The sequence below is a fragment of the Streptomyces sp. R11 genome (assembly GCF_041051905.1).
Taxonomy (GTDB): Bacteria; Actinomycetota; Actinomycetes; order Streptomycetales; family Streptomycetaceae; genus Streptomyces.
This window is the reverse complement of sequence record NZ_CP163432.1, coordinates 9,505,106-9,529,155: the sequence shown is the minus strand read 5'-3', so window position 1 is coordinate 9,529,155 and position 24,050 is coordinate 9,505,106. Positions and strand designations below refer to the sequence as shown.

Annotated in this window: 21 protein-coding genes; 13 read left to right on the top strand and 8 right to left on the bottom strand. The window is 66.2% G+C overall.

The window, feature by feature from the left end:
• Positions 1-148: 148 nt before the first annotated feature.
• From AB5J55_RS43930 to AB5J55_RS43915, 4 genes are all read left to right on the top strand, one after another.
• Complete coding sequence (locus AB5J55_RS43930) at positions 149-523, top strand: hypothetical protein (RefSeq protein WP_369275958.1); 375 nt, start codon at positions 149-151, stop codon at positions 521-523.
• Positions 523-654: a hypothetical protein gene (locus tag AB5J55_RS43925; protein ID WP_369275957.1), complete on the top strand. Its 132-nt coding sequence runs from the start codon at positions 523-525 to the stop codon at positions 652-654. The genes AB5J55_RS43930 and AB5J55_RS43925 overlap by 1 nt, the downstream gene beginning before the upstream one ends.
• Positions 655-855: 201 nt before the next feature.
• Complete coding sequence (locus tag AB5J55_RS43920; RefSeq protein ID WP_369275956.1) at positions 856-1,503, top strand: RNA polymerase sigma factor; 648 nt, start codon at positions 856-858, stop codon at positions 1,501-1,503.
• Positions 1,500-2,264 (top strand): hypothetical protein, encoded by a 765-nt coding sequence (locus tag AB5J55_RS43915; RefSeq protein WP_369275955.1) that lies wholly within the window; start codon positions 1,500-1,502, stop codon positions 2,262-2,264. The genes AB5J55_RS43920 and AB5J55_RS43915 overlap by 4 nt, the downstream gene beginning before the upstream one ends.
• Before the next feature lie 307 nt (positions 2,265-2,571).
• Here the strand turns inward: AB5J55_RS43915 and AB5J55_RS43910 are convergent, their stop codons facing one another.
• The gene (locus AB5J55_RS43910) at positions 2,572-2,940 is read right to left on the bottom strand and encodes a hypothetical protein (RefSeq protein ID WP_369275954.1); all 369 of its coding nucleotides are present in this window, start codon (positions 2,938-2,940) and stop codon (positions 2,572-2,574) included.
• 649 nt (positions 2,941-3,589) lie between these two features.
• Here AB5J55_RS43910 and AB5J55_RS43905 point away from each other — a divergent pair.
• From AB5J55_RS43905 to AB5J55_RS43875, 7 genes are all read left to right on the top strand, one after another.
• Complete coding sequence (locus AB5J55_RS43905; protein WP_369275953.1) at positions 3,590-4,162, top strand: RNA polymerase sigma factor; 573 nt, start codon at positions 3,590-3,592, stop codon at positions 4,160-4,162.
• The gene (locus AB5J55_RS43900; RefSeq protein WP_369275952.1) at positions 4,159-4,941 is read left to right on the top strand and encodes a hypothetical protein; all 783 of its coding nucleotides are present in this window, start codon (positions 4,159-4,161) and stop codon (positions 4,939-4,941) included. The genes AB5J55_RS43905 and AB5J55_RS43900 overlap by 4 nt, the downstream gene beginning before the upstream one ends.
• A gap of 393 nt (positions 4,942-5,334) precedes the next feature.
• Entirely contained in the window at positions 5,335-6,477 is a 1,143-nt protein-coding gene (locus AB5J55_RS43895) for a hypothetical protein (RefSeq protein ID WP_369275951.1), read from the top strand.
• 662 nt (positions 6,478-7,139) lie between these two features.
• Positions 7,140-8,075 carry an ATP-binding cassette domain-containing protein gene (locus AB5J55_RS43890; protein ID WP_369275950.1) on the top strand — a complete coding sequence of 312 codons (936 nt, stop codon included), beginning with the start codon at positions 7,140-7,142 and terminating at the stop codon, positions 8,073-8,075.
• Positions 8,076-8,080: 5 nt separating this feature from the next.
• On the top strand, positions 8,081-8,830 hold the full coding sequence (locus AB5J55_RS43885; RefSeq protein WP_369275949.1) for a hypothetical protein: 750 nt from the start codon (positions 8,081-8,083) through the stop codon (positions 8,828-8,830).
• Positions 8,831-9,300: 470 nt separating this feature from the next.
• Positions 9,301-9,594 (top strand): leucine zipper domain-containing protein, encoded by a 294-nt coding sequence (locus tag AB5J55_RS43880; protein WP_369275948.1) that lies wholly within the window; start codon positions 9,301-9,303, stop codon positions 9,592-9,594.
• A gap of 670 nt (positions 9,595-10,264) precedes the next feature.
• Positions 10,265-10,591: a hypothetical protein gene (locus AB5J55_RS43875; protein ID WP_369275947.1), complete on the top strand. Its 327-nt coding sequence runs from the start codon at positions 10,265-10,267 to the stop codon at positions 10,589-10,591.
• 469 nt (positions 10,592-11,060) lie between these two features.
• Here the strand turns inward: AB5J55_RS43875 and AB5J55_RS43870 are convergent, their stop codons facing one another.
• Together AB5J55_RS43870 and AB5J55_RS43865 are read right to left on the bottom strand one after the other, a co-directional pair.
• Entirely contained in the window at positions 11,061-11,258 is a 198-nt protein-coding gene (locus tag AB5J55_RS43870; RefSeq protein WP_369275946.1) for a hypothetical protein, read from the bottom strand.
• 214 nt (positions 11,259-11,472) lie between these two features.
• The gene (locus AB5J55_RS43865) at positions 11,473-11,637 is read right to left on the bottom strand and encodes a hypothetical protein (protein ID WP_369275945.1); all 165 of its coding nucleotides are present in this window, start codon (positions 11,635-11,637) and stop codon (positions 11,473-11,475) included.
• 972 nt (positions 11,638-12,609) lie between these two features.
• Here AB5J55_RS43865 and AB5J55_RS43860 point away from each other — a divergent pair.
• Positions 12,610-13,086, top strand: a complete 477-nt coding sequence (locus AB5J55_RS43860; RefSeq protein WP_369275944.1) for a hypothetical protein — start codon at positions 12,610-12,612, stop codon at positions 13,084-13,086.
• 70 nt (positions 13,087-13,156) lie between these two features.
• Here the strand turns inward: AB5J55_RS43860 and AB5J55_RS43855 are convergent, their stop codons facing one another.
• Both AB5J55_RS43855 and AB5J55_RS43850 read right to left on the bottom strand, forming a co-directional pair.
• Entirely contained in the window at positions 13,157-14,962 is a 1,806-nt protein-coding gene (locus AB5J55_RS43855) for a DUF2637 domain-containing protein (protein WP_369275943.1), read from the bottom strand.
• Positions 14,963-15,593: 631 nt separating this feature from the next.
• Complete coding sequence (locus tag AB5J55_RS43850; protein ID WP_369275942.1) at positions 15,594-16,520, bottom strand: hypothetical protein; 927 nt, start codon at positions 16,518-16,520, stop codon at positions 15,594-15,596.
• Between the two features lie 823 nt (positions 16,521-17,343).
• Between AB5J55_RS43850 and AB5J55_RS43845 the strand changes: the two genes are divergently transcribed.
• The gene (locus tag AB5J55_RS43845; RefSeq protein WP_369275941.1) at positions 17,344-17,544 is read left to right on the top strand and encodes a hypothetical protein; all 201 of its coding nucleotides are present in this window, start codon (positions 17,344-17,346) and stop codon (positions 17,542-17,544) included.
• 89 nt (positions 17,545-17,633) lie between these two features.
• On the opposite strand, the gene AB5J55_RS43840 is transcribed toward AB5J55_RS43845, so the two are convergent.
• From AB5J55_RS43840 to AB5J55_RS43830, 3 genes are all read right to left on the bottom strand, one after another.
• Entirely contained in the window at positions 17,634-18,206 is a 573-nt protein-coding gene (locus AB5J55_RS43840) for a hypothetical protein (RefSeq protein ID WP_369275940.1), read from the bottom strand.
• Complete coding sequence (locus tag AB5J55_RS43835) at positions 18,206-20,719, bottom strand: DnaB-like helicase C-terminal domain-containing protein (RefSeq protein WP_369275939.1); 2,514 nt, start codon at positions 20,717-20,719, stop codon at positions 18,206-18,208. Before AB5J55_RS43835 ends, AB5J55_RS43840 begins: the two co-directional genes overlap by 1 nt.
• Before the next feature lie 856 nt (positions 20,720-21,575).
• Complete coding sequence (locus AB5J55_RS43830) at positions 21,576-22,541, bottom strand: D-alanyl-D-alanine carboxypeptidase family protein (RefSeq protein WP_369275938.1); 966 nt, start codon at positions 22,539-22,541, stop codon at positions 21,576-21,578.
• Positions 22,542-24,050 lie beyond the last annotated feature (1,509 nt).

The window sequence follows — 24,050 nt, the reverse complement described above, 5'->3', positions numbered from 1 at the left end:
GGCGCGGGTGCGTTGGGCGTCGGCTCGCGGACCTCGCCTAGACCGAGCGAATGGCCCTGGAGCTCGTCCTCAACCGGCACTTCGACCCGAGCCTGGAGGAAATCCTCCGGCGCGGCGTACAACTCGCCCGCGCATCGACGTCCATGCCTTGGTAGGCGCCCGCAGATCCGAGGCCGTACAGATCCGGCTGCGCACGGACGGCAGTGCGCCGTTGCGTTACCGCATCGAAGGCCCGGTGGGCGGTGAACGTCTGTCGTCCATCACTCCGGTCGGGCCGGACGTTAGCGTCAGCAAGGTCCGGCCGATCGTCGACGAGCCTCGGACGCACATCGTGCGGGCCGAGTTCATCCTCCGGGGCAAGCTCATCTCTCCGCTGCACGAGGTGCCGCTCACCCCCGACCCGCTCCAGCCGCTTGTCGATGCTGTGGCCGATCTGTGGGCAGAGCTCGGCGACCTCGCCGAGATACGGCTGGACATCCAGCGCGCCCCAAGTGGGTGCTCAGGGCGCTGCGCGTGCAGCTGATGAGTGCCGCGCCTCGGTCCGAGCGCCGGGAGCCTCAGCGGGCCGCGCGCTGGCTGCGGCAGGACGCCGGCGGCGTCGAGGACTCCCTCGGCTGGCAGCTGCAGCAGTTCCTCACTGACAAGTCCGGCTAAGGAGGTGCAGGATCCGGACAGCGGATGGGAGTGCTGTTTGCTCTGCTTCTCGTGTGGCCACTTGCGACGATGGCCTGCTGGCTGCAGACGAGCTCCGCGGCGCTGTACCCGTCCATGTGCAGCACATCCTGGGTTCCTTCTCTCGGGAGGAATGTGGTGCGGATCACTGAGACACCTTGGGGGCTACGGACAAGACCTGATGTGGATTTCTCTTTGCACGCCCGGATCCGGGCCGGAGACCCTGAGGCATTCAGGGAAATTTTCAAAGATCATGCACAGGTCGTGTACCGCCACGCAGTGCGGACCACCGGTGACTGGGCGGCGGCCCAGGACGTCGTCTCGCTGACGTTCCTCGAAGCGTGGAGGATTCGGGAGAAGCTGCGCGACGAAGGCGACACCCCGCGTCCCTGGCTGATGGGCATTGCGACAAATGTCCTGCGGAACACGGCGCGCGCGGCGCGTCGGCATGAGCGGGCACTGGCCCGTTCGCCGGTGAAAGAGGCGGTGCCCGACTTCGCTGACGAGTTGATCGGGCGGATCACGGATGGCGAACAGCTCGCGGCCGCCCAGTCGGTACTGGCGCAGCTGCGCCGGTCCGAGCAGGAGGTATTCACGCTGTGCGTCTGGTCCGGACTCAGCTATGCCGAAGCCGCACAGGCCCTGGGGGTTCCGGTGGGAACGGTCCGATCCAGGCTGGCACGGGCACGGTCCAGACTGCGCAAGTTTGCCGAGCAGGAGATGAAGAAACGGCGGGCCGACCAGAAAAATACGGAACCAGTACGAGGCACCGGACAAGTACGGGGTGGTCGCACCGAAGCGGCCCGGTCGAACAAGGAGCAGAACCGATGATCTTCCATCCGTGGCGGCGGCAGGAACCGCTGGATCACACGGAGCTGGCCCGGCTGCTGCCGGCACCCGGCGATCCGGTTCTCTCCGATGACCGCCAACGCCTGCTTGAGGACTTTCTGATGAACAACGTCACAGACCCCCCCCTCACGCGCCCGAATCGCCGCCTGGCCGTCCGGATAGCCGCCCCCGTAGCCCTGGCCGCCGCTCTGGCCGGGACCGCACTCGCCATCCAGCAAACAACCCCGCACGCTACCTCTTCCGCGACTGCCACTGGCCGCGCCACTACGGGAGACTCCCCTCAGCACATTTCCACCGTCGCCTACACCCTGACCCGTGCACCACATGGAACGGTCACCGTGATCATCCGGGACGCCGGAGCCGAACGGCCCAATCTCACCCGGCTCCAGCACGACCTGGAGCGCATGGGCGTGAACGCCCGCGTCTACCAGGACGACCCCGCCTGCGCGCTCGACAAGGGCGAGGACCCCGAACTCGGCTACACCTCTTTGAAGGCCATTGACTTCCAGCACCGCAACGGCGCCTTCACCGCCACTATCCGACCCAGCACGTTCCCCGCAGGGACCCACCTGGAAATCGTTTTCCCCCCGCTTTCTAAGGACTCCGCCCACATCGACGACCTCGCGTTCGGGCTGCGCAACGGCAAGGCTCCTGACTGCCGTCACATGTTCCTCTCCGACAATGAGCTTCCGGCCCCCACGGCAACCTCCACCGGAGAGATCACCCCCGACCGCAAGGACTGACCACCCAGGCACCCGTTTTGCCCCGCCATCTGGGCGGGGCAAAACTGCCCTGCCCACCCAGATAGACGCAAGGTTTGCGGCTATCGCGACAACCGCATCCCTGTCGGCACTGCTCGACCTGAAATCCTCGAATCGGGGAGCACGAAGAGTCTGAGTGCTACAGCTCGCGCCAGAAGCACTCACAACCTGTCCAAAGGATTAGACACAGCTTCTAACTCACGCCGATACGCGCCCGACACGGGCGGTTGAAGGTGACACCGTAGCCGCTCGGGAGGAATGTGCTCACCGGAAGGCGCCATCCGTGACGTTAGCCCAGCATTGGCGGGGAGCACGGCCCGGCATCGCCTGGGTCGCCCGGATCCCTCGGTTCATCCCCGCGGAGGCGAGGATGGTTCGCTTGATGAGGATCTTGTACTGAGCCCGGGTCGGCCTCCATGGACGGCACGAAGCCGTCGCCGGTCCAATGGCAGAGGAGGCCGGTGAAGTAGCCGGCGCCCGTGCCGATCTCCATGAGGCTACGCCCGTCTTCGACCAGCAGATCTGCGAGCATCCGAACAACGAGGCGGGCGCGGTGCTTGGCCGTGGCGGCTTCCGCGTCGTCGGGGATCTCGTAGTAGTCAACGACCCGTCGGAATGTCTCGGCCGCGTACTCCGCCCTCTGGAGCGTTCCCCACACGAGTGTCGGGCGCCAGATGCAGAAAACCTTGCTCCTGACGTAGGCCGGCAGGGTCTTGCGCTGCTTCCGCTCGGCTCCGGTCTAGAGCTGTCGGCGCCACTCCAGCTACGGCTCGTCGATGTGCCAACCGTGGCTATCAAGTCTTCAAGGTGCTCTTGCCGGTTGGTCGTGATGCACCAGCCGCGGATGTCGGCTTCGCTGGGGGTTCTGCTTCCCGTTCTCCAGCCGAGAGACCTTGGACTCGGCCCACCCTGTGGGCCACGGCGAATGCCCGGCCGCTCGTGACTCTCACGTTCTTCCGGAATCCGCATCTCGCTATGTCTTTGAACTCCCCAGTTCTGCGCTTATACCCAACTTCACCTGTCAGGGGTCGTGTGGGTTGACTGGCCCACTTCATCGGGGGAATCCCTCAACATGTCCCTCAAAGTTAAGCGCGACTAACGGCGACAGATTGCCTGACTCATCGAGACCACAAAAGCAAGGTGTTGAGATACCCGCTGATGGAACACTCTCCTTCCTAGGCCACACCAGTCGGGCGGGGACGCTGTGACCGGCGTCACGGGAACCGTTTGGTTGCTGATGGGCAGTGCGAGGTATGGATCCAGATTTTGGGGCCCGTATACGGGCTGGCGATGAGGGCGCCTTCGGGGTGCTGTTCCGGGAACATGGCCGGGCGGTGTACAACCATTGCTTCCGGCTGACCGGGGATTGGTCGGGGGCGGAGGACTGCACTTCGCTGGTGTTCTTGGAGGCGTGGCGGCTGCGGGAGAAGGCCGAGCCGCACGGTGGGAGTCTTTTGCCGTGGCTGTTGGGGATCGCCACGTTCGTGGTGCGCCGGCGTCGGCGCGTCAGTCGTCGGCATCAGGCGCTGATGGATCGGATGCCCGGGCCCGGGCTGCTGGCCGATTTCGCCGACGAGGTGGTCGGCCGGCTGGAGGATCAGGAGCGGATCGCGGTCGCGCGTCAGGTGCTGGAGCGGTTGCCGCGCGCGGATCGTGAAGTGCTGGAGCTGTGCGTTTGGGCGGGACTGGACTACGCGGCCACGGCGCAGGCTCTGGGTGTTCCGGTGGGAACGGTGCGCTCCCGGCTGTCGCGGGCCCGTCGTCGACTGGACAAACTTGTCGAAAAAGATCTTGGCCGGAAAGGGGAACCTTTGACATCGGGTTGGCAGCTAACAGGTGACCGCAACCGAGCGGTCCGTTCGAGGGAGAGGAAGCCGTGAGGACACGGGACCAGGGCGACGATCTGCAGGCGCTACGTCGGATGCTGCCCGTTCCCGCCGAGCGGGACTTCCCAGCCGGACGCCTGGACCAGCGTGAGGAACACCTGATGAACAGCCTGCTTACCTCTTCGTCGCGGCCGGATCGCCGCAGGCGCCTGGCCCTGCGTGTGGCCGTGCCCGTAGGCCTTGCCGCCGCTGCGGCCGGTGTCGCGATCACGGTCCTGCCGGGTGGACCGGCTTCCCAACCTCAGGCCGCAGCCCCCTCCTCCGCAGTGACCGAGACCCCGGCTCGCCCGAGCCGTTCGCCGAGCCGTATCACCACGGCTTCCTACACCGTGGAACGCAAGGACAACAGCATCGTCACTCTGACCGTCACCGATCCCACCGGCAAGCTCGACCCGACAAGACTCCAGAAGGACCTCGACCGCATGGGCGTGCCCAGCCGGGTCCTGGCCGGAGACCCGAACTGCCGCACCCAGCCCCGCCCCGAGGAAAACCCCAGTACAACCCCGTCTGGATTCCGGCAGTCTGATGCGCCCTTGCGCCAGCGCTCAGCCGGCGAGACTCCCCTCGCGGAGGGCCAGGTCATGGCCGTTGCCATGAAGCACGGCAAGACAGTCCTGTATGTGCGTCCCCGTGCCATCCCGGCGGGACAGGAGATCATGGTCGGCTTCCCTTATGCCCACACCGACCCCGCCATGGCCCTCGCCGTTGTCCGGGGCAGCGTGATCGACGACAACGCCCCTTACTGCCTCCCCGCACCGCCCACCGCCCAGTAGAGGCGCTCACAGACTGAGTGGCGTTCCCGCGAGCGTGAACCGCCGCCTCGGCAAACCTCCTTGGGCACAGCTGTGTCTGCTGACCGCTCGTGCTCCAGAGCCGGGCGGCCGGTGTTCCACGAAGGGCCACATGCGCCGTCTGTGTCTCGTGAACATCGTTCACGACCTGCCACGGGCTACGGCCCTCGCACAGGCCCTGAAAGCGCCGCTTCTTCTACCCAGTTGACCATCCTGGAGACACCCATGACTTTTTCTGCCCCGCTATCACCTAATATGCGAACTTCACGTCGATCTGCTCTTGTTGCAGCGACCGCAGCGCTGACCGCCACGCTGGGGGCGATAACCCTGGCTCCTCAGGTCTCCGCGTCCCCGGCTCCCAACCCCCTCCGAGGCATGTGGCTGACCACCCCCGTACCGGGCGATCACCAAGTGCTCGCCGATGTGGCCACCGGGCAGAGAGGCAGCGCGTGGGCGGTCGGCTTCGACCAGGACGACCCCAACAGCGACTACTACGGCCCCGCGGCCTACACCTACCAGGACGCGGGCTGGAAGCCGGTCACGGCGGGGCTGCCGATCAACACCCGTCTTGACGGAGTCGACACCAGCGACGCCGGCGTCTTCAGCGTCGGTGAGGAGATGCGCTACCAGCCCGACGGGCAGCCGGGCTACCACCACCTTGCCGTGCGCTGGGACGGCAGCACATGGCACAAGGAGCGCGTGCCCCAGCCCTCCGGTGCCGACTTCTACAGCCGCCTCGTCGCCGTCGATGCCCTGAGCTCCGGTGAAGCATGGGCGGTGGGGAACAGCAGTTCCTACACCGACGACACCGACCGACGCGGCGTGCTGATGCACCGTGCAGCCAGTGGCAGATGGGAGCAAATCAAGGACCCTGCGATCACCGCAGCAGGCGATCTGAACGCCGTCCTCGCCCTCTCCAGACGCAACATCTGGGCCGTCGGGCAAAAGGCCGGGAGCTACGATCAGCCGTCCATCCTGCGCTACGACGGACACACCTGGTCCAAGGCTGATCTGCCCGAGTTGCCTGGCGACCTTGCGATCCTTGAAAGCATCGCCGGTACCCCGCACAACCTGTGGGCCGTCGGCTACACATACACCCAGGGCAGTGGCGAACAGCCCCTTGCCCTGCACTACGACGGACACACCTGGAAGCGCGTTCCCACCCCCGGCGACTCCGCCCGTCTCACAGGCGTGACCGTCTCCGGCGACCGGGCCTACGCCGTTGGCTACGCCACACCCGACACCGCAGACATAAACCTCACCATCGGCAAGCCGACCCCTCCCGGCAGATCCAAGACCACTTCCGCAAGCCAGCCAGGGCAGATCAGCTTCTATGGCCTGATCCTCACCCCTGCTGGCAGCCAACCAATGGACACCCCGCCGCAGAGCGGCAGCGGCACACTCTCAGGGATCGACACCGACCACTGCGGCCGCCTGTGGACAGTCGGTAACGAAGACGACAAGGACGGCAACAACCTCCCCTACGCCGCTCACACCGACGCCAGCAACAAGCGCTGAGCCTGGCTGCTTTGCCTTCGCCTCGCCCAACTTCCGGGAGCCGAAGGCAAAGCAACAGCACGGAAGGTGCACGTCTGGGTGGCACACCAGTGGAGGTGGTTCTCGTGATCCAGACCGCTGCGAGGGTCCGTACAGGCTTCCTGGGAGTCCATCCGCCCGCGACCCCTTGGGCGGATGGACTCCCATCGTATCCACTCGGCGTACTGCGTCCGCGGCGCGCCTCGTCGTGATCCTGGAACGGAGAGTTTGCAAGACGTGAAAGAGCCTGGAGTCACAGCACATTCAGGGGAAGAAGATGAGGCACCGGCGTGGACTCTGCCCGGGCTTCTATTTGGCCTTGTCTACGTCATCTTCCGCCTCGCCGGTGTCTGGTCCTGGTGGGCTCTGCTCTGGGCCCCCTTGTTGGTCCTTGCAGTTGGGTTCACTGCATACGAGTGGCGACTAATGGCCCGCAGCAACTGGAGTACGAGCGCCTGGGAATGGTCTCTTCTCGTCGCTGCCCACCTGGGCTTCACCGTTGCACTCTTGGTCATTCTCGGCATCCTGAACTCCTGAGGCCTCTTCGTGCAGGCGTCTACACGCCGGACACTCGACCTTACGGACTTTAGTTCACGTTCAGACAGCCCATCAGGGACATCGGAACACATCGAGAGGCGCCATTCGTGATCGAGATCAGCTCCCTCATCAAGTCATACGGTAAGAAGCGGGTCGTAGATGAGCTGTCCTTCACCGTTGCCCCTGGGACTGTGACTGGCTTCCTTGGCCCTAACGGGGCGGGCAAGACGACTACATTGCGCATGTTGCTCGGACTGACACGCCCAGATGCCGGTAAGGCGCTCATTGAGGGCAAGCAATATCATGAGCATCCCGAACCACTGCGCATTGTAGGGTCGTTGCTCGACGCGCGTTGGGCGCACCCGAAACGGACCGCTCGGGCACACCTTGAATGGCTCGCCACGGCCAACCGAATAGGCCAGCGGCGGGTCGACGAAGTGCTTGAACAGGTGGGGATCGCCTCCGTCGCCAGCCAACGCGTCGGGACATTCTCCCTCGGTATGGCGCAACGGCTGGGCCTGGCCGCGGCGTTGATCGGCGAGCCACGAGTGCTGGTCCTCGATGAACCCGTAAACGGCCTTGACCCTGAGGGTGTTGCGTGGATGCGTGGCATGATCCGAGCGCAGGCCGCTGAAGGACGCACCGTACTGGTGTCGAGCCACCTTCTCGCCGAGATGGCCATGACGGCTGACCACGTCGTCGTGATTGGGCAAGGGCGACTGCTTGCCCAGCGCAGCATCAGTGAACTCGTCGCCCATGCCGATGAGCACGGTGATCGCCTCTCCGTCTACGTTCGCGCCGACGATCTGCCTCGCCTCCGCCTGTCCTTGACGGAGCACGGAGCCAAGATAGAAGACAGCCCGGAATGCCCGGAGGGGAGCGGACTACTGGTACGTGGAGTCGCCAACGAAGAGATAGGTCGTCTTGCTCTGCGCTCGGGGATTGCTCTGTACGAACTCACGCCACGCCGCGCCAGCATGGAAGACGCGTTCCTGCGCCTGACGAGTCAGTCCGTGGAGTACAAGGGAGATGTTCGCGGATGAGACATGTGAACTCCGTGATCGACCCTGCAGTTGCTCGGGCCGAGCTCATCAAACTCCGGACAATCCCGTCCACTTGGTGGTTTCTCGGCGTCACCTCAGCTGCCGCATTGACCATCAGTGGATTGGTGGGCGGGATGGGTGATGCAGGGGACATTGGCATCATCGATGCAATGATCGGCCCGAGTTTCTCGCTGCTGCTGATAATGATCCTCGCAGCCCGGGCCGCCACCCAGGAATTCCAGACCAACGTGATCTGGGCTTCGTACCTTGCGGTGCCGAACTGGCCCCGACTGATCAGCACGAGAGCCGCGACGCTCGCGACTGTGTCCGCCGTGGTGGGAGCCGCAATATGCGCGGGCAGTCTGCTGGTAGTAGCCATCGTGGCGCCTGACGCTGACCTGGTACCCGATACTTCCGTCGAGTGGCGTGCGCTATGGGGGCTCGTTCTTGCCTACGCGATTAGCGCAGTGATCGGTATGTCGGTCGGTATCGTGATCAAGAGTGGAGGCCTGGCCACCTCTCTTCTCCTGGTGTGGTCGCTAGCGGGTGAGCCTGCCTTGGGCCCATTGAGCGACTGGCTGTTGGGCTCCGATCTTTCGCCGTGGCTCCCTTTCACAGCGATGGCGGTCATCATTGGTGATTCGGATGCTGCTGCGATACCGGGCGGCATAGCCGTCGGCGTTTTCTACGTGATGGCGCTCGCCTGTGCCTTGCTCGCCTTCGCGACCGCGGTCCAGCGCAGGCGACAGCTCTGATGTCGGTGTACTGGGTCGTCTGCAGAGGTAAGCACCTGGCGGGTGCGGAGTTCTGTGGTGAGGTACCGGGCGGGCGAAGATCGTCCGGGCCGCCCGATGATATCCGAGGGCTCGCCCCTTTCTCGCACGCGAGCACAGGGGCAGCCCCTACGTGTGCTCGCGTGCGGTGAACACGGCACGGCCGCCCATCGCGGACCCCACCCGCTGATCGCCACCTACCAGCCAAAGGACGAGGTCCGGGCTCACCTACTAGCAGCCATGACCTCCGATCATCGGGCACGATTCAGCAACATGCGCCCTGGCTGCCGTGGCCGGGAGCGTGGTCAGGCCACCAGCCGTCAGTGCCTGACTTGCGATCCCGACGGGTCCAAGTGTATGGATCACGAGCGGTGTGGACGCTGGCTGGCTTGATCATGGCGAAGGCCCTCCGTGGGATGGAGGTGTCGAATCTTCACCGCACGGAGGCCTTCGTGACCCACCGCAAAGCCCGGCTGGCCGTCCATCGAGGCGGGCTGCTGATCGACCGCGTCCGCTCCGGCCGTCCCGTCGCGCACGCGGCCACAGAGATAGGCGCCCCCCGTCCCAGGACCCACAAGTGGAGCCGGCGCTGGGGGTTCCGAGGGCGGAAGCGGACTCTTCGACCGCTTCCGCCGCCGCTGGACACCTACCTCGCGCAAATAGCCGAGGAGAAGCAGACCTCCCTCTTCTTCGGCATCTCCGCCTCCCGCAAGGCCCAGCCGCCCAGCCACGACCAGCACCGCTGATCCAAGCTGGCTTGCGGCGGTTTTCCTGGAGGAGGGGCGTAGGTCTCCTCCACTCCTGGCGCAACGAGCTGTTCGGCTACGGCCTGGCAATCGCGACCCCTGGATGTCGGCGGCGAACTGATGCAGTGTCGCAGTGGGCTGCACCCAGGCGTCCGTGCGCTGGCACCCTTCACGCTGTAGCTGGTGCACAGTGCTGCCGTCAGTACACCTTGCAACTCGTCCGGGAGGGTCGCTGCCCCCCGAGCGCTCAGGCGTGCACCAGAGCGCGACAGTGCTGCGCCACCGACTCAGTCCGACAACAAACCCGGGCCAGGCAACCGGTCCAACAGAGGACTCGACCCCGAAGCTCCCGCCAGCCGAGAGGGCCACCGTCGGTGAAAAGGTCGCCGAGTGCGACGAGCACGAGGACTCAGCAGCTCAAGGCGAGGCGACAGAGGTGCAGGAGCTTGAGGCACACGACCATGCCCGCACCTGAAATCCGTGTCCTAGACCCAGTTGACGTGGATAGCGTCGACAACACCAGGGCCACACGGACCGCTGATGGCGCAGCTCGCCGCCCTTCTGTTTTTCCGGCCCGGGCGGAGCTCGGACATGCTGTGCTCCGACATGGCTCCCGTCAATCCCTGGTCTGAGCACCCTCAACGCCCAGTTTGGGGACCTGCGTCGTTCAGTGGCCAACGATCCGGCCAACAGCCCCTACGGGCCTCCGCGCAGCTCCGGCGAGGACCCCCAACTCGTCGAGCCCGCGTTGCCCCTGGGGTCGGCAGGCCTGACCGATCTGGAGGAGGCAGTGGCTCTGGTGCGGGGCAAGCCATTCGGCGGCAGATCCCTGCCCTGGGCCGAGCCCTACCAGCAGGAGATGATCACGCGGATCGTCGACGTCGCCCACACCATGGCCGCCTACCGCGCCGAGGCGAGCCCTCACCGCAACCTCAGCGCGGTACGCCAGGCGGTCGCTATCGGGCTCGATGTCGACGACACGGCGGAGTTGTCGTGACTTGCTAATTATCGAGCACGCGGCCGGGGATCGGCAGGGACTGCTTACCGCCATCGCACGGGTGCAACAGGTCAACCGGTCGTTCGACTGGTCGCTGGCGACGGAGACCGAAGCCCTCATCACTCCTCGACGTTTCGGTACGTCGGTGCGCAAGGTCCTCTAATCGGTGAGTGGCCAGAGACCGCAGTCCATCACCGCCCCACACCCTGCGGTCGGTTGGCTCGATGACGAGACCATCGTGGTTCTGCAGACGATCGGCAGGTTCGACGCCGACCTCGTCTTCGAAGCGGCTCGCCCGCCCAACCGGCTGCGGGGCCTGTTCACGCAGATCCGTCCGCACCCTGAACGGGGCGCTGCGGGACCGCCCTGCCCGCGCTGGACCCGCGCATGCAGCACCCGTCCGTGCTCAGGCTGCTGGACCAGTTCGGTTCACCGGCCCAGGCCCACAAGGGCGGGCGCCGACGGCTCGTCAGCCTCGCCCGAAGACGCCCAGGATCGCCGAACGACTGATCGACGACGTGTTCACGGTGCTCGACGAGCAGACTTCCTCGTCCCGCGCACGGATGCGGTCGCGCTGATCGTTCCCAGCCCCGCCTCCTTGCTCCAGGCAGTGCTTGACCAGCGCAAACTGCTGGCCGAATGGATTGAGGAGCTGCTGAAGGCCCACCCTTTATGTAGTGCGCGCGAATGCTCGGATCCCTCTGGCCGGTGACGTTTGCCTGAATACTGACACCGTTTCACCCCCGCCCCTGGTGCCCCGTGTTCCGGACAGCAGCTTGGGCACGAGACAGCGGCTCGTGACACGCCGCTGTCTCACTACCGCGAGCTGCAGCTGCTGTTCGCACGGCGGGGCAGCGCTTGGCGGTGCGTGTGTGCCGGTGTCAGCGTAGGAGCACTTCGTTGTGGTTCGTGCCGGTGCTTAGGACCGGGTCGGCTTTGAGGAGCAGCAGGTGTTCCTGTGAAGGGGGCGTGTAGTCGTGGTGGTGTTCCACAGCCTGGGAAAGTGATGCCGTCGTGACGGTGGTGACGCCGACGAGACTGAGCATGGTGATGAGGCCTGCTCGTAGGGCCGATGACGCGGATGGCTTGTGCATGATCCCGTTCCGAGGGTTGGCTGTAATGGCTGACGCTGGCGGGCACGCGACTCGGTCCGTGCGTCAACTGGGAGTACGCGGCGAGCGCACCTGCCGGTTCGCACCGCGTGGGGCGTCTCGGTCCAGGGCGACTCCGGCGTGCCTACGGCTCGCGAAGGGTGAACGCCGAGTTCCGCGCGAAGGACCTGGGACCAAGGAGAAGCGAGTCGCCCGCATCATACGGACATCCTCCACCCCCGGCATCCGCATGGCAGATGCGTGCGGCGCCATGGTCACGCTCGCCGAAGAGGGGCACGGCCCCGCGACCTGCAGTGGACGTTCGACGGCGTGCGCCGCCTGGCCGATGCCCAGACAAAGTCGTAGTGGGGAGGCAAGACGGCGAGGCCTCTGAGCCAGGACCTGTATGTGGAACCGGGCCTTTATGGTGGGCTTTCGCGCCGCAGTCGGCGGTCCGGCATGTCCGGGCCGGCCGGCAGTCGCAGGGCGTGGCGTCGGAGAGCTGGAAGCATCCGGAGCAGAAGCGGAACACGGGCCGCGATCTGGAACATGCGGTTGTCCTGATCGACCAGGCGTCCCGGATGGTGAGGCGCTGGATGTACCACGCGGCAACCCGGAGATCTGGATCGCAGATATGGCCCGAGTGGTCACGCCGCTGGGCGTTGCGGCGTCGGACCACCAGCAGCGGGCTGAGATCGCGGGTCTGCTGGGCATGGTTGCTCCTGTGCCCGTTCATCAGCCGGCTCCGTCAGCGCGAAGCAGCCGACCCTCGCCTCCCTCGGCTTCCTCAGCCCGCCGTCCAAGGAAGCGCCCCATGCCCCTGTTGAGGAGCGGACGGCGCCCCTGCGGCGGCCACCGGACGAACCTACGTCCTTGCTGCCCCCGCTCAGTACCGGGCATAGCGGGCCACGGACATGGGAGGAGCCCATGCTGCGCCCGGCACTGCCGGTGCAGGACGCAAGCCCCCTGCCCTACGAGTCGCTGCTGCCGCCCAGTTCCGAGGCAGCGACCCTGCATGTGCTGGTGTCGCGTATGCCCCCTGAGGGCCCGGTCGACCTGGATCGTCTGCTCGACCGGCTGGCCGGGAATGTCGCCGTGGAGGAGCTTCCCCGTCAGCCGGTGCGCACATTGCGGTTCGGCGTTCAGATCCTGGTGGATCTCGGAGAGGGTATGGAGCCCTTTTGGCGGGACGAGATGGACGGTGTGACGGCCATTGCCGGTCGGCAGAGTTGCCAGGTGCGCTACTTCTCCGGCTGCCCGCTGCACCGAAGCGGCGAGGGTGCTGGGTGGACGTGGAAGCCCTACCGGCCTCCGGCCAGAGGGGCGAAGGTGCTCGTGCTCAGCGACTTCGGGTGCAACGCTGACAGCAGCGCGGCTGCTACGGCACATCTGCCTGCGCAGTGATCACCTCGTCTGCGCACGCCGCGGAGCGTAGAGGTGTGGGGTGCTGCGCAGCCGCGCGCAAGCGGGTCCGCTACTGCTGTGCCTCGATGTAGTGGTGGCCCAGTGCGTGCCAGCGCCGTTCGAAATCGTCGACCTGGTCGGCGATGTAGTCGGTCGTGAGGGGCCTGTTGTGCTGCGCAGTGATCCCGCGGGATGCGCACTCCAGCGCAATGACTTCGAGAGGCGGATTTGCGGTGCGCACGCGCTGTTCGGCCCAGAGGGTGTAGACGCGGAACGGCAGGAGGTAGCGGCGCAAGGTGGAGGGGCTCACAGGTTTTCCGCCGCGGCCCTTCATGTCCTTTTCCGCAAGGTGAGCGGAAAGCTGCTCAGCCCTGGGCTCTTCTCCGTGCTCGGTTTGGAAGTCGGTCCAGGCCAGGTAGTACCGGTCCACTGTGGTGAGCTCGGTTGGTTGCGTAGATGCAGGGCCCTCATTCGGCTGCGCGTCGTCGATGGTGGCGTTCGCCCGAGGCCCGCGCCTGTCCGTGGCTGCTTGCACAGCGGCGACAGCCGCCTGCGCCGCATCGTCGCCTTCGATGGGCAGGGCCTGTTGGACTGGTTGCTGCTCAGCCGGCACAACCGGGGGGCTGGCTGGTGGTTCATCGAACTCGCGCTGCTGAAAGCTCCGGATGAAGACCTCAAGGTCTCCCCCGGTGATCGGCCGGCCACCGGCACTGGTGATCTGATCACGCTCAGAGACGTAGACAGCGAGAGCGTCGGCGTCGGGGTAGGCCCCGCGCTGCCGGGCGTATGTGAGCCACGCGTTGTAGAAGTAGTCGCCCCACCCGTCATCCGCGCTCTCAGGCTCGCCCTCCGCGACCGTGTCCGCGTCCTGAGCGTGGCGTTGCCTGATGACCTGCAGAAGGGGCGCCAGTTGCTCGTCGGAGAGCGGCCCGCCGGCTGCGGTGGCGATGCCGTACCGGTCCCGAAGCCAGCGTGCGAATTGTGCACCGGTGGGCTCGGAGCCGAAAGCATCGATCCAAGCCTGGTAGGCATCAGCAAGGGGACGGTCGTCCTGCCCGGTCTGCAGAACCGGGCCTTCCTGGCGGTCGGTCTTCGCGGATAGCCCCGGCTCCATGGGCTGCAGATCAGCGCTACCGACCTGCGCTGGTTCGAACTCGGGCTCGACGGCTGCTTCAAGTTCAGGGCTTCGGCGTTGCGCCGGCAGCCCGGCCCGCACACCCGTGAACTGAATGGGCGGCTCATCAATGCCGGCGGCGGCCAGACCCGCCGGCGCCGTCTCGGACAGGGGAACCCCATAGCGGGCGAGACGCAGCGGCATCAGCGACTCCACCGGGGCCTTGCGGCGCCAGCCGCGGCCGAACCGGGACCTAAGACTCGCCTGGTAGACGAGGCGTTCCTGCTCCAGCTTGATGACCTGTTCGTAGGAGCGGAGCTCCCAGAGCTTCATCCGGCGCCAGAGGAGGAACGTGGGCAGCGGTGAGAGCAGCCAGCGAGTGAGGCGGACACCCTCCATGTGCTTGTCAACTGTGATGTCGGCGATCCGGCCGATGGCGTGGCGTGCGGCCTCCACCGCGACCACGAACAAGACAGGGATAACGGCGTGCATGCCGACGCCTAGCGGGTCGGGCCAGGCGGCGGCGCCGTTGAAGGCGATCGTCGCGGCTGTCAGCAGCCAGGCCGTCTGACGTAGTAGTGGGAACGGGATACGGATCCACGTCAGCAGAAGGTCCAGTGCCAGCAGGACGCAGATGCCGGCGTCGATGCCGATGGGGAAGACGTAGGAGAAGTCCCCGAAGCCCTTCTTGAGTGCCAGTTCGCGGACGGCGGCGTAGGAACCCGCGAAGCCGATCCCGGCGATGATCACCGCGCCTGCCACGACTACGCCGATCAGTATCCGATGTGCCTTGGTCAGCCGAGGTGCCTCGCCGTTCCCCGCTACCACGTTCCACTCCCCCGTCTCAGTTGCGTAACTGACCACCTCTCACACTTTCATGTCCGGGTCAGGATGTAAGCGAATCGGATGCTGGTAGGTGCAGATCCACATGAACGGCGCTCAGTGTCCCTGTCTTGTTCGGCTGGCCGGACCCGGATCAGGCCAGCCGAACCACCACAACGGGCCTGGCCCTCGTTCAATGTGGACCCGGCCTTCTTGATCCGGGAGCTCACGCCCGCAGGCGCGCCAGGGGGCAGCGGAGTCGCAACCCGGCGCGCCGAAACAGGTGCGCGGCAAGGTCCCGACCAGGACGATCACCCAGCCGTACCAGCCCAGGACCGGCCCAGGACGAGGGGAGTTCCACATCGTCGAACTCGAAGCCCTCGCTGAGGAGGAAAGGCGCCCAGGATGAGAAAGCCGAGCAGCGCGCGGACGTCCAGCCTCGTCGGCTTCGGGCAGCAACGCAGCACCACCGAGCAGCACCATGCCCCGCGCCGGTTTTGCGTCTCCCCTCGCCGCTGCGCTGTTCGCGCTTGGATCGCTCAATGCGTGATGTCTATGGGCTTCGCGAGCATCACGTTGTGGAAGCGCCTGGCCTTGGCGGTCGGCGGGTCTTGGCTTGCTGCTGCGAGTCGCGGTGAAGGTCCCGGATGGCGTCGGACACTTGGGGGAGGTCAGACAGATCTATGTTGCGCGGGTTCGCCGCGTACCTGACCAGGCCGAGGAGGCGGTGCAGGATGTCGGCTTCCTGCTGCTGCCGGCGCCAGACCGAGCCGTCCGGGTCGTCGGCAGTGGGCTGCGGCGGGGCGCTGCGAAACCGCTCGTCCTCAGCCAGGCAGTCCCGCAGAGCCGTTGGCCACACGAGCGGGACTGGCTCGGGGGTGCCCTGGGTTTCGGAGCCTCGGACCGCCAGGATGACCCGTGCCTCCTGCGAGCGGTCGGCGCGCTTCTGAAGATCGCCAATGGCGGCCAGCTGAGCTGCAATGCGGCGGATCCGCTGCGCATGCTGGCGGGCCCACTCTCGTTCGGCGTGCCGGCTACGGCGCTCGCGGGCCTGTTCGACCCGCTCGCTCTGGGTGCGCGGCACTGTGCCGTCTGGCCGGGTGTAGGCCCGGCTGAGCTGCAGGTGTCGCCGCTCTGCCGCCTGGCGCCCGCTGAGCTCCTGCCATTGGGCGATGCGCGCCCAGGTGATCTTTTTGGTGCGGGCGAGAGAGGTGAGTTTGAGTTCGTCGTGGTCAAGCTTCTCGCGCAGCATCCGGATGACCAGCAGCGCGGCGAGCACGTCGGCGTCGGTGGTGTCGGGCAACAAGATGCCCTCGGCCCGCTGGCAGATGCGGTCATAGTTCCGTGCGATGTCTATCAGCCGTCCCGGCGAGCCGTCGCTGCGTGAGGGGAGCCGGTGGCTGCCCGAGGGGGTCTGGGTCAGCCGTGCCCACGCCTGGTCCCGGTTGTGCTGAGCGTCCAGGTGCCGTTGGTCTCCGGGGTTGGATGTCGTCCTCATGACGACTCCTCACGTCGTCCCAAGGACGACGTTTCCGTCGCCTGCGATGGGGCGGGATCTCGCTCTCCCATCGCCCGCGCGGCTAAGTCAGCCCGCTGCTGCGTCCGTAGGGCTTGCTCTCGCCCCTGACGGCGGCGCCTACGGCGCCAGGCGGAGCGGACAGCGGCAGCGGTGGCAGCCGTGAGAGCGAACATCACGGCAGCGATGTACTGGGCGCTGACGTCATGAATGAAGGATGTCGACATGGCTGGATCGGCGCACGTCATCCGTGCGCGCCTCGCTCCTCATAAGAGTCGGCGGTGCAGAGATCTGTCGGTTGACATGCGCGCAGCCACAACGACGGCGACACCCATACCCTGCAGGGATCGGCTCGGGACGGCCCCATCGCGGCTCGTTCCCCGGCGGAAGTCTGCCGGGCGCAGCCCGGCTGCATATGCACTCTCGCCACTCCCGCGCCAAGCGCCACCTTGCGCCACCCGATCTTAGGGTGCATACCGGACAAAGGGCGTCGGAATTTGAAAAGGGAATGTCGTCCTCCGGCTGCTCTCCGGTCATCGCACACACGCACCACCCGCCCAACTCCCCTCCATCTCCATCCGGTTGCACCGCGTTGGTGCAGACGTGGTCGATGTCGCCGTGCCAGTTCCCCTCGGCGACGATGCCCAGCTCCTCCAAGTTCTGCTCCCCCGGCCTCCCCCGGTGCGGACTGGCTCTGCGCGACGCCGCCCTGGCCCCGGCGGCCACCGCCGTGCTCCGGCCCTCTGGGCGGCTTCCGGCTCGTCCTGAACCGCGCCCGCAGTCACGCACATCCCGCTCACGGTCAATGGTCGATACGAACCACGACGGCTGCAATACGCGAGGCGAGACCCTCCTGTTCGCGGTCTCCAGCCAGTCGAAGCTGATCAGAACAGCCGCCCCGCAGCCACTCGGCACCGACGCCGTCCTCGAACTCCCGTGGCCGGCCCGCGATCGCCCCGTGGCACGGGACGCGTTCGCAGGATCCTCGCCGGTGCACACCGAATAGCCCCGTCGATATGACGCTCGCCCTGTGAAGCATTGACGGGAGGTCATGCCATATAGCAGGCGTCGGGACAGACTTCCGCTTCCCGCGTGCTACCTAACTTCGACGGAGTACGAGGCGCCGGGAAACTCCCACCCGTCGGTGCCTTCGCCAATGTCCGCCACAATGATGTCGTCGATGAAGTGGTCTTCGAACGCGTCATCGGTGAGCTCGCCGGCCAGCCAGAGTTCCTCGATCTCGTCCCAGGTGCCCCTGCTGCCGTCGATACGCAGTGGTGCCGCGCGGCGTGTGCCGCGTTCGCGTTCATCGTCGCCGGTCTTGACGATGCCGGTGATCTCGAACTGGCCCCTCCTGACGTAGTCGGGGACCGGGCCGGCGGGGACGACGGCTGCGTTTTCGTACGCGGTGTGGATGATGTCGCGATAGCTGCTTCGGACGTTGTACTCAGGGTCGGACAGCCAGCTGACCAGGGTCTTGGTGGCCACGTGGAGGCCGGCGTCCTGCAGGGCCTGGTAGCCACGGTGGGTCACGGTGAGATGGCTGAGCTGGGCGTGCCAGTGTTGGGCGTTGTACGAGGACAGCCGGTGGCGGGGGGTGACCTGGCTGTGCAGGAGGTCATTGAGGGCGGCGCCCAGGGATTGGCCGTGGCCGGTGGGGCCGGCCATCAGTCGTCACCTTCGGGGATGATGTCGCCGGGCTGGATGAACTTGGCCTTCACTTCGCCGAAGCCGGTGCCGATCCGGTACGTGGCCGGTGGCGTGTCATCAGGTGTCCAGAAGAGGGCCGCGTCGACGTTGCGCAGGGCGAGGAGGGTGTGGCCTTCCTGGACGGCCTTGAAGGCCACGCTCCAGTGTCGGACGGATGCCTCGGCCACCATGCTCATGCGCCAGTCCGGCCGCCAGAACGGGGACTTCTGTTCTGCTCGCTTGGGCCACAGCAGGCGCAAGGCGATGGACAGGCGGGTCTTGTACGTTTTGTAGGGGTCGCCGCCGACCTGGACGAGCTCAACGCGTGCCTTGCGGGTGGCCTCGTAGAAGGGCTTGAACAGGGACTCGTTGGCCTTCCCGGTCCAGGAGTCGTGAATGGTCGGCATGGCGGCGAGGTGCCCCTCGCGGACAAGCCTTTCCAGTTGCTTGATGTGCGGGGTGGTGACCCACACCCGGCCCTGGGCGTCGGGCCGGTCGATGATCCGCCCCAGGGGATGCGGCATGTCCGTGCGGTGCCACTGCGGGATGTCGATGAGGTAGATGCCGGCTTGTGTCTTGTCGAACGCCTCCAGCGGGCCAGTGGGCAGGAGTTTGTTCGGGGCGAGGGGAACGGCCGAACACGCGGAGGGGAAACTGCCGTTGCGGTCGATCAGGCACAACATGCCCTCGCCGAGGGAGGCAGGCACGCCGAGTTGGTCCCGCCGCACACGCTTTCCGTTCGCCTTGATGTGGGGAACGCGGGTGAGGGTGACATCGGGGCGGACCCAGCGGGGCTCACCATCCATGTCCTCGCTGATCAGTGGCCACGGGCCGCTCTCACGCTCGGCAGTACGGATTACCTTGATCGGATGCATCTTCGAGCGGTCGACCGCGTCCTTGAGAATCCTCAGGGCAGGGAAGACATGGTCCTTGGGCTCGTCCTCCTCGTCCCCTGGCACCAGATCGTCCTGGCCGTCGTCCTCATTCTGCGCCACCTCGCCCTGCGCCTGCCCAGTTTCCGCCGGGGCATCGATACCAGCACCAGCAGGATTTGCCTGGTCGGCACTACCGGCGGTGTCCACGGACACAGGCGGGGTGACGGCGCGCAGCGCGGCGGCGAGGCGGTGTCCCTCATGAGTGTCTGGCAACTTTGATACCGCTTGGGCGGCCTGGAGCAGCGACGGCAGGATCTCGTTCAGGGCCTGCTGGTCACCGCTGGCGACTGCAGTACGCCACGCCGCCAGTTCGTGGGTGAGGGCGGCGGCAATCCCCTGCTGCCCGCCGGACGTGTAGGGAAGGGCGGCCTCGGCCAGTTCCAGAGCCGCCGTTCCGCTGACTGGTGAAGGCGCCGACGCAGCCGGGCTGTAGGTGCGGTCGCTAGGCCCGGAGCCCGCGTCGAGGAAGCGGGCGTGGAGCAGGTCGGGCTGCAGGTATGCCGTGCCGATGGTGCCGAGGTCGCGTTCGGTGATGGTGACTTGGACCTGGGCGGGGTTCGTGGTCGGGGCGAGGGTCAGGAGGACGTCGGCATCCAACAGGCTCAGGAGCGCGGGGTCGTCGCTGTCCACGACGGCCAGGACGGGGACGTGAAGCGAGCGGGCGAGGGCGGCCAGGGCCTGGGATGCGTCCGGCAGGCGGTCGCCGGACAGGGGCAGCCGGGCACTATGGGCAGCCTGGAGCCGGTCCACGACCACGAGGGCCAGGTCCAGCACGTGCGGGGCGGTGTCCGCGATCGCCTCGGCAGTCAGGCCGCTGCCGTCGTCAATCAGCAGTGGAGCTTGGCCCAGTTGCTTTGCGACTTCCTGCTCGTGAGGTGTGAGGCGGCCCTGCTTCAGGCGGGGATAGTCACCGCTGGTTTCCGCGGAGAGGATCCGGCGGAAGATGTCATCGCGGTTCGGGCCGGACGCTGCGTAAAGCACGCGGTGGCCGTCGACGAGCGCGGTCTTCCGGGCAGTGGCCAGCCCCAGCAGACTCCCGCCGACGTTCGGGGGTGCTGCCACCACTGTCAGCCTGCCTGCCTGCAGACGGCCGGCGGCGGTGTCCAGTCCGGGCAGTCCGAACGTTGGGCCCGTGGCAGGACCAGTGGTGAGCATCGTGCCCATCGCGTCGCCGAGCGTGGCAAGCCTGCGGTGCACGCTACTGCGCTCCCGTTTACCGGTCACCGCACCTCCTGCGGTCGCCGCGCCCGCGGCCGGATCGGATGAAAAGGAACCCGCGGCAGGGTCGGCGGGCAGCAGGATCGCGACCGGTGTGATGCCGCGCCGCAGCAACTGCGGCTCGCCCTTAGCCGCCTTGGTGATGAGCTCGCCGAACTTGCCCTGTGCTGCGCTGAGTGTGTGGGACGGAAGGGCCTCGGCCTGCCGGGCTGCCGGAAGCCGGTCGAGCGGCGCCAGTAGCGCCTGATCATGCCGCTTATGGATCAGTGTGGTGCGCCCGTCTTCCTCGACGCGCTTGACCAAGGCATATAGATCACTCCGCGCCTCGGTCGCGTTCATCGCGGTTTCACCGTGTTCTGGCCGACTCACCCATCCTCCGACTCTCACCGGGTCACGCCGATACTATGGGAGTCCACTCACTTTAGGGGCTTTCTCATACACTTTCGCCGGGTCAGTCACTCCTCTATAGGGGAATTTTCGGCGCGAGTTGCCCATCGGTCTGCCTTCGTTCGCAGGCGAGCAGCCCAGGCACATGGCTGCGATTGAAGGCGACTTGTGGGGCGCCGCGCGAGAACGCTGCGCTGACCTGAAGCTTTCTCCGGAGCCTGCAGAGCATCGCAACCGGCGGCAGGCACGGCAGCTCGCCCTGGTTGCGTCGGCCTGTGCTGCGGCTCGCCCGGACTGCCATGAGGCCGTGGGCCCGAGCGGCGGGGCCTGCGACTGCGGCAGGTCGGTACGATCCTGGCCCTGCCATCCGGCGGTACGGCAGCCTTCCAGCAATGCGCAGTTTGCCTGAAGCGCGTGACGGCTTGTGCATGCATCCTGCCGGGCATCACGGCAGCCACCGTTTCTAGCTGAGCAACTACCACTGAAGCAGCGCAGCCGCTGGTGTGCAGTTGAGCTGATGAAGTCACGTAGGCAGGATCCAGGCACGGCCTCCGCGGCAAGGCCATGTTCGGCGCGCGACTACTGCAAACGTGGATCGGATCGAAACCGTGTATGTCCCAAGCCAGGGGACGCTGGCGGGGCCTCTATGCGCCCGGAGGATTCCGCTGCTGGCGGCCATGTCGGTGGCGTGCTTTCGGCCGCTCGGGGCGGATCGGCCTTCGAGGCCGATCCGCCCAGTTGGCTGCCCGTTCACGGCAACCGCCTGCCTCCGCGGACATTCTTCCCGCGGCTCAGGTCCTCGCGAAGGTCAGTCCCGCTGGGCGCCGTCGGGCAGGGTGCGCAAGCGCATGGTGCTGGCGATGTTGGTGTCGAAGGCGTAGTCGAGCATCTTTGCGGCGTCCGTGAAGCGGGTGTCAAGGGTGGAACTGTTCAGTACGACCCCGGCTACGGTGCGGCCGTTGCGTGTCGCGGCGAAGATCAGACACGGGCCGGCCGGGGTGGTGGTGCCGGTCTTGATACCGATGGCGCCGACGTAGGAGCCGAGGAGCTTGTTCGTGTTGTACCAGGTGTACGTGCGGCCGTTGGTGGCCGTCTGCACAGTGCTCTTGGCCTTCACGACCGTGCGCAGCGTGGAGTATGTCAGCGCTTTGGCGGCGAGCTTGGCGGCGTCTCGGGGGGTGGTGTAGGTGTTTCCGGCGGTGGTCAGGCCGTCGAAGGAGTCGTACTTGGTGTTGGTCATGCCCAGGCTGGTGGCCTTGGCGTTCATCTTGGCGATGAAGGACTTGGTGCGTGCCGCGGTGGTGGTGCCGGTGCCGTAGGTGTCGGCCAGGGCCATGGCCGCATCGCAGCCCGAGGGCAGCATCATGGCGTACAGCAGCTGGCGGACGGTGACCTTGTCCCCGGTCTTCAGGTCGGCGGTGCTGGCGCCCTGGGCGGTCACGTAGTCGCGGTATGCCTGCTTGATGGTGACCAGCTTGTCGAGGTTGAGGTTGCTGGTACCCATCACGACAGTGGCGGTCATGACCTTGGTCGTGCTCGCCATGGGGCGCTTGGTGTCAGCTGCCTTGCCCCACAAGTTCTTCTTCGCCGTAACGTCGTACAGGAAGGCGCCCTTGGCAGTGACGGAGGGCGCCGTCGCGGCAGCGGCCGGAGTGACCACGGGGCTCGCGACAGCGAGGACACCGGAAGCAAGCACCACAGCACCGCACTTGCGCAGTCCTCTTAGCCCAAGCCGCCGAACGGGCAGGCCTCGTGGCGGGTCGATGATATGCATGCCCGGCACTACGCTCAGCGCCCTGGCTCCGGTTTTCGTCAGCCAGCTCCTTGGACGCGACTGCTGAAGGGCGACCAGCTCGTCGGAGCGTTCACCGGTCAGACGGCCAGCCCTCGCGGGCAACCGCACACCCCTGACAGGAAGCAGCACCCTGCATGCGGTGCCAACCAGGCAAGCTTCGCGGCACAAAACCGTGCCCAGCAGCACGGTTATGATCAGGTTCTCTATCTCGACCGCCTCGGGACCGACGGCAAGGGCAATCTGGAGGAATCCGCACGATCAACCTCCGCCTCGTCACGCCGATCGCCGTCTGCTCACGCCCCCGCTCGGCACAATCTTGGAGGGAGCACCCGCTCGACCGCCCTTGCCCTGGCCAGCGCGTTCGGCTGGAAGACTTCCGCCACGTAGCAGCCGGGGGGAGAGAATTGCAGAGGCATTTACCACAGTACAACCGCGGTGACAACACCGGTCGTCGACTTCAAGGGTGATGGGTAGGAGTTCTCCATCGGCAACGCGGCACCTGGCGAATGGACTTGGCACTCGGACAGCACGTGCTGGACATTTAGTACGGGCATGCGAAGGACACTCATGGCTGGTTGCACCGCATCTGGAGTGACGTGGAGGATCTCTCTGCCAGTTGGGGACATTGGTCTTCAGGCCCACACCGCTGCGACACTATGAACAGGACACAGGTCCCAATCCTGCACGCTGAGGCATACGTTCATCCACTGGATTCCTGAACAGCCTTCAGCTCTCACCACGCACTCCATGGGGCCATTCCAGTCGAGTACGGTTTGCCGGCCTCCAGCCACCTGAGTTCAGGTTGGTTACGCCTGAAGGGACCAGAGCTCGTAGAAGCCTGACGCCCTGTCCGTGAACACATCTTCGTCCTGGTTGTCGTGCTCGTTGATCTTCATAGAACACGGCACATCATTGCCGAACCCGCTTGCTGATGCGCGGGCGAGGTCACGAGGGGGCCTGTTTCCGTACCTGCCTCAGCGGCCGGTCCACATCAAGTAGCTGCCTGGCGCGCTCGGCCTGGCAAACGGGTCATCGGATGCTCCCAAATCGAGCGACTTCTGGCTCGACGACATCTGGATCATGGACTCCATCCCGGTGCCCTGCGGCATGTTGCGGTCCACGGTGAGGCGCTCGGGCCTGCCGGACGGGGGGGCGGGCGGCTACGGATACTGCACGGCTCCACAGGGGACTGATGCTGTACGTGGTATGCACTCCGACGGGGATGCCGATCCTTTGGGTGCTGGCCAACCCGAAGATTGGCGAGCGGGAGGTGCTGCCCGCTATGCGCGAACTCGACGCGGGGGGGCGTGGCGGCCGAGCACGACGGCATCCTCCCGATCTGCGACAAAGGGTTCGCGGGGCGGGACTTCGAGACGTTGCTCGGTGCGTACGGCATCACGATGCTGCGGCCGTCCCTGCAAGGATGAGAACCCGCTACGCGAGCCGATGCTCAAGAAATATCCGGCAGCTGATCGATTCGGTCAGCGA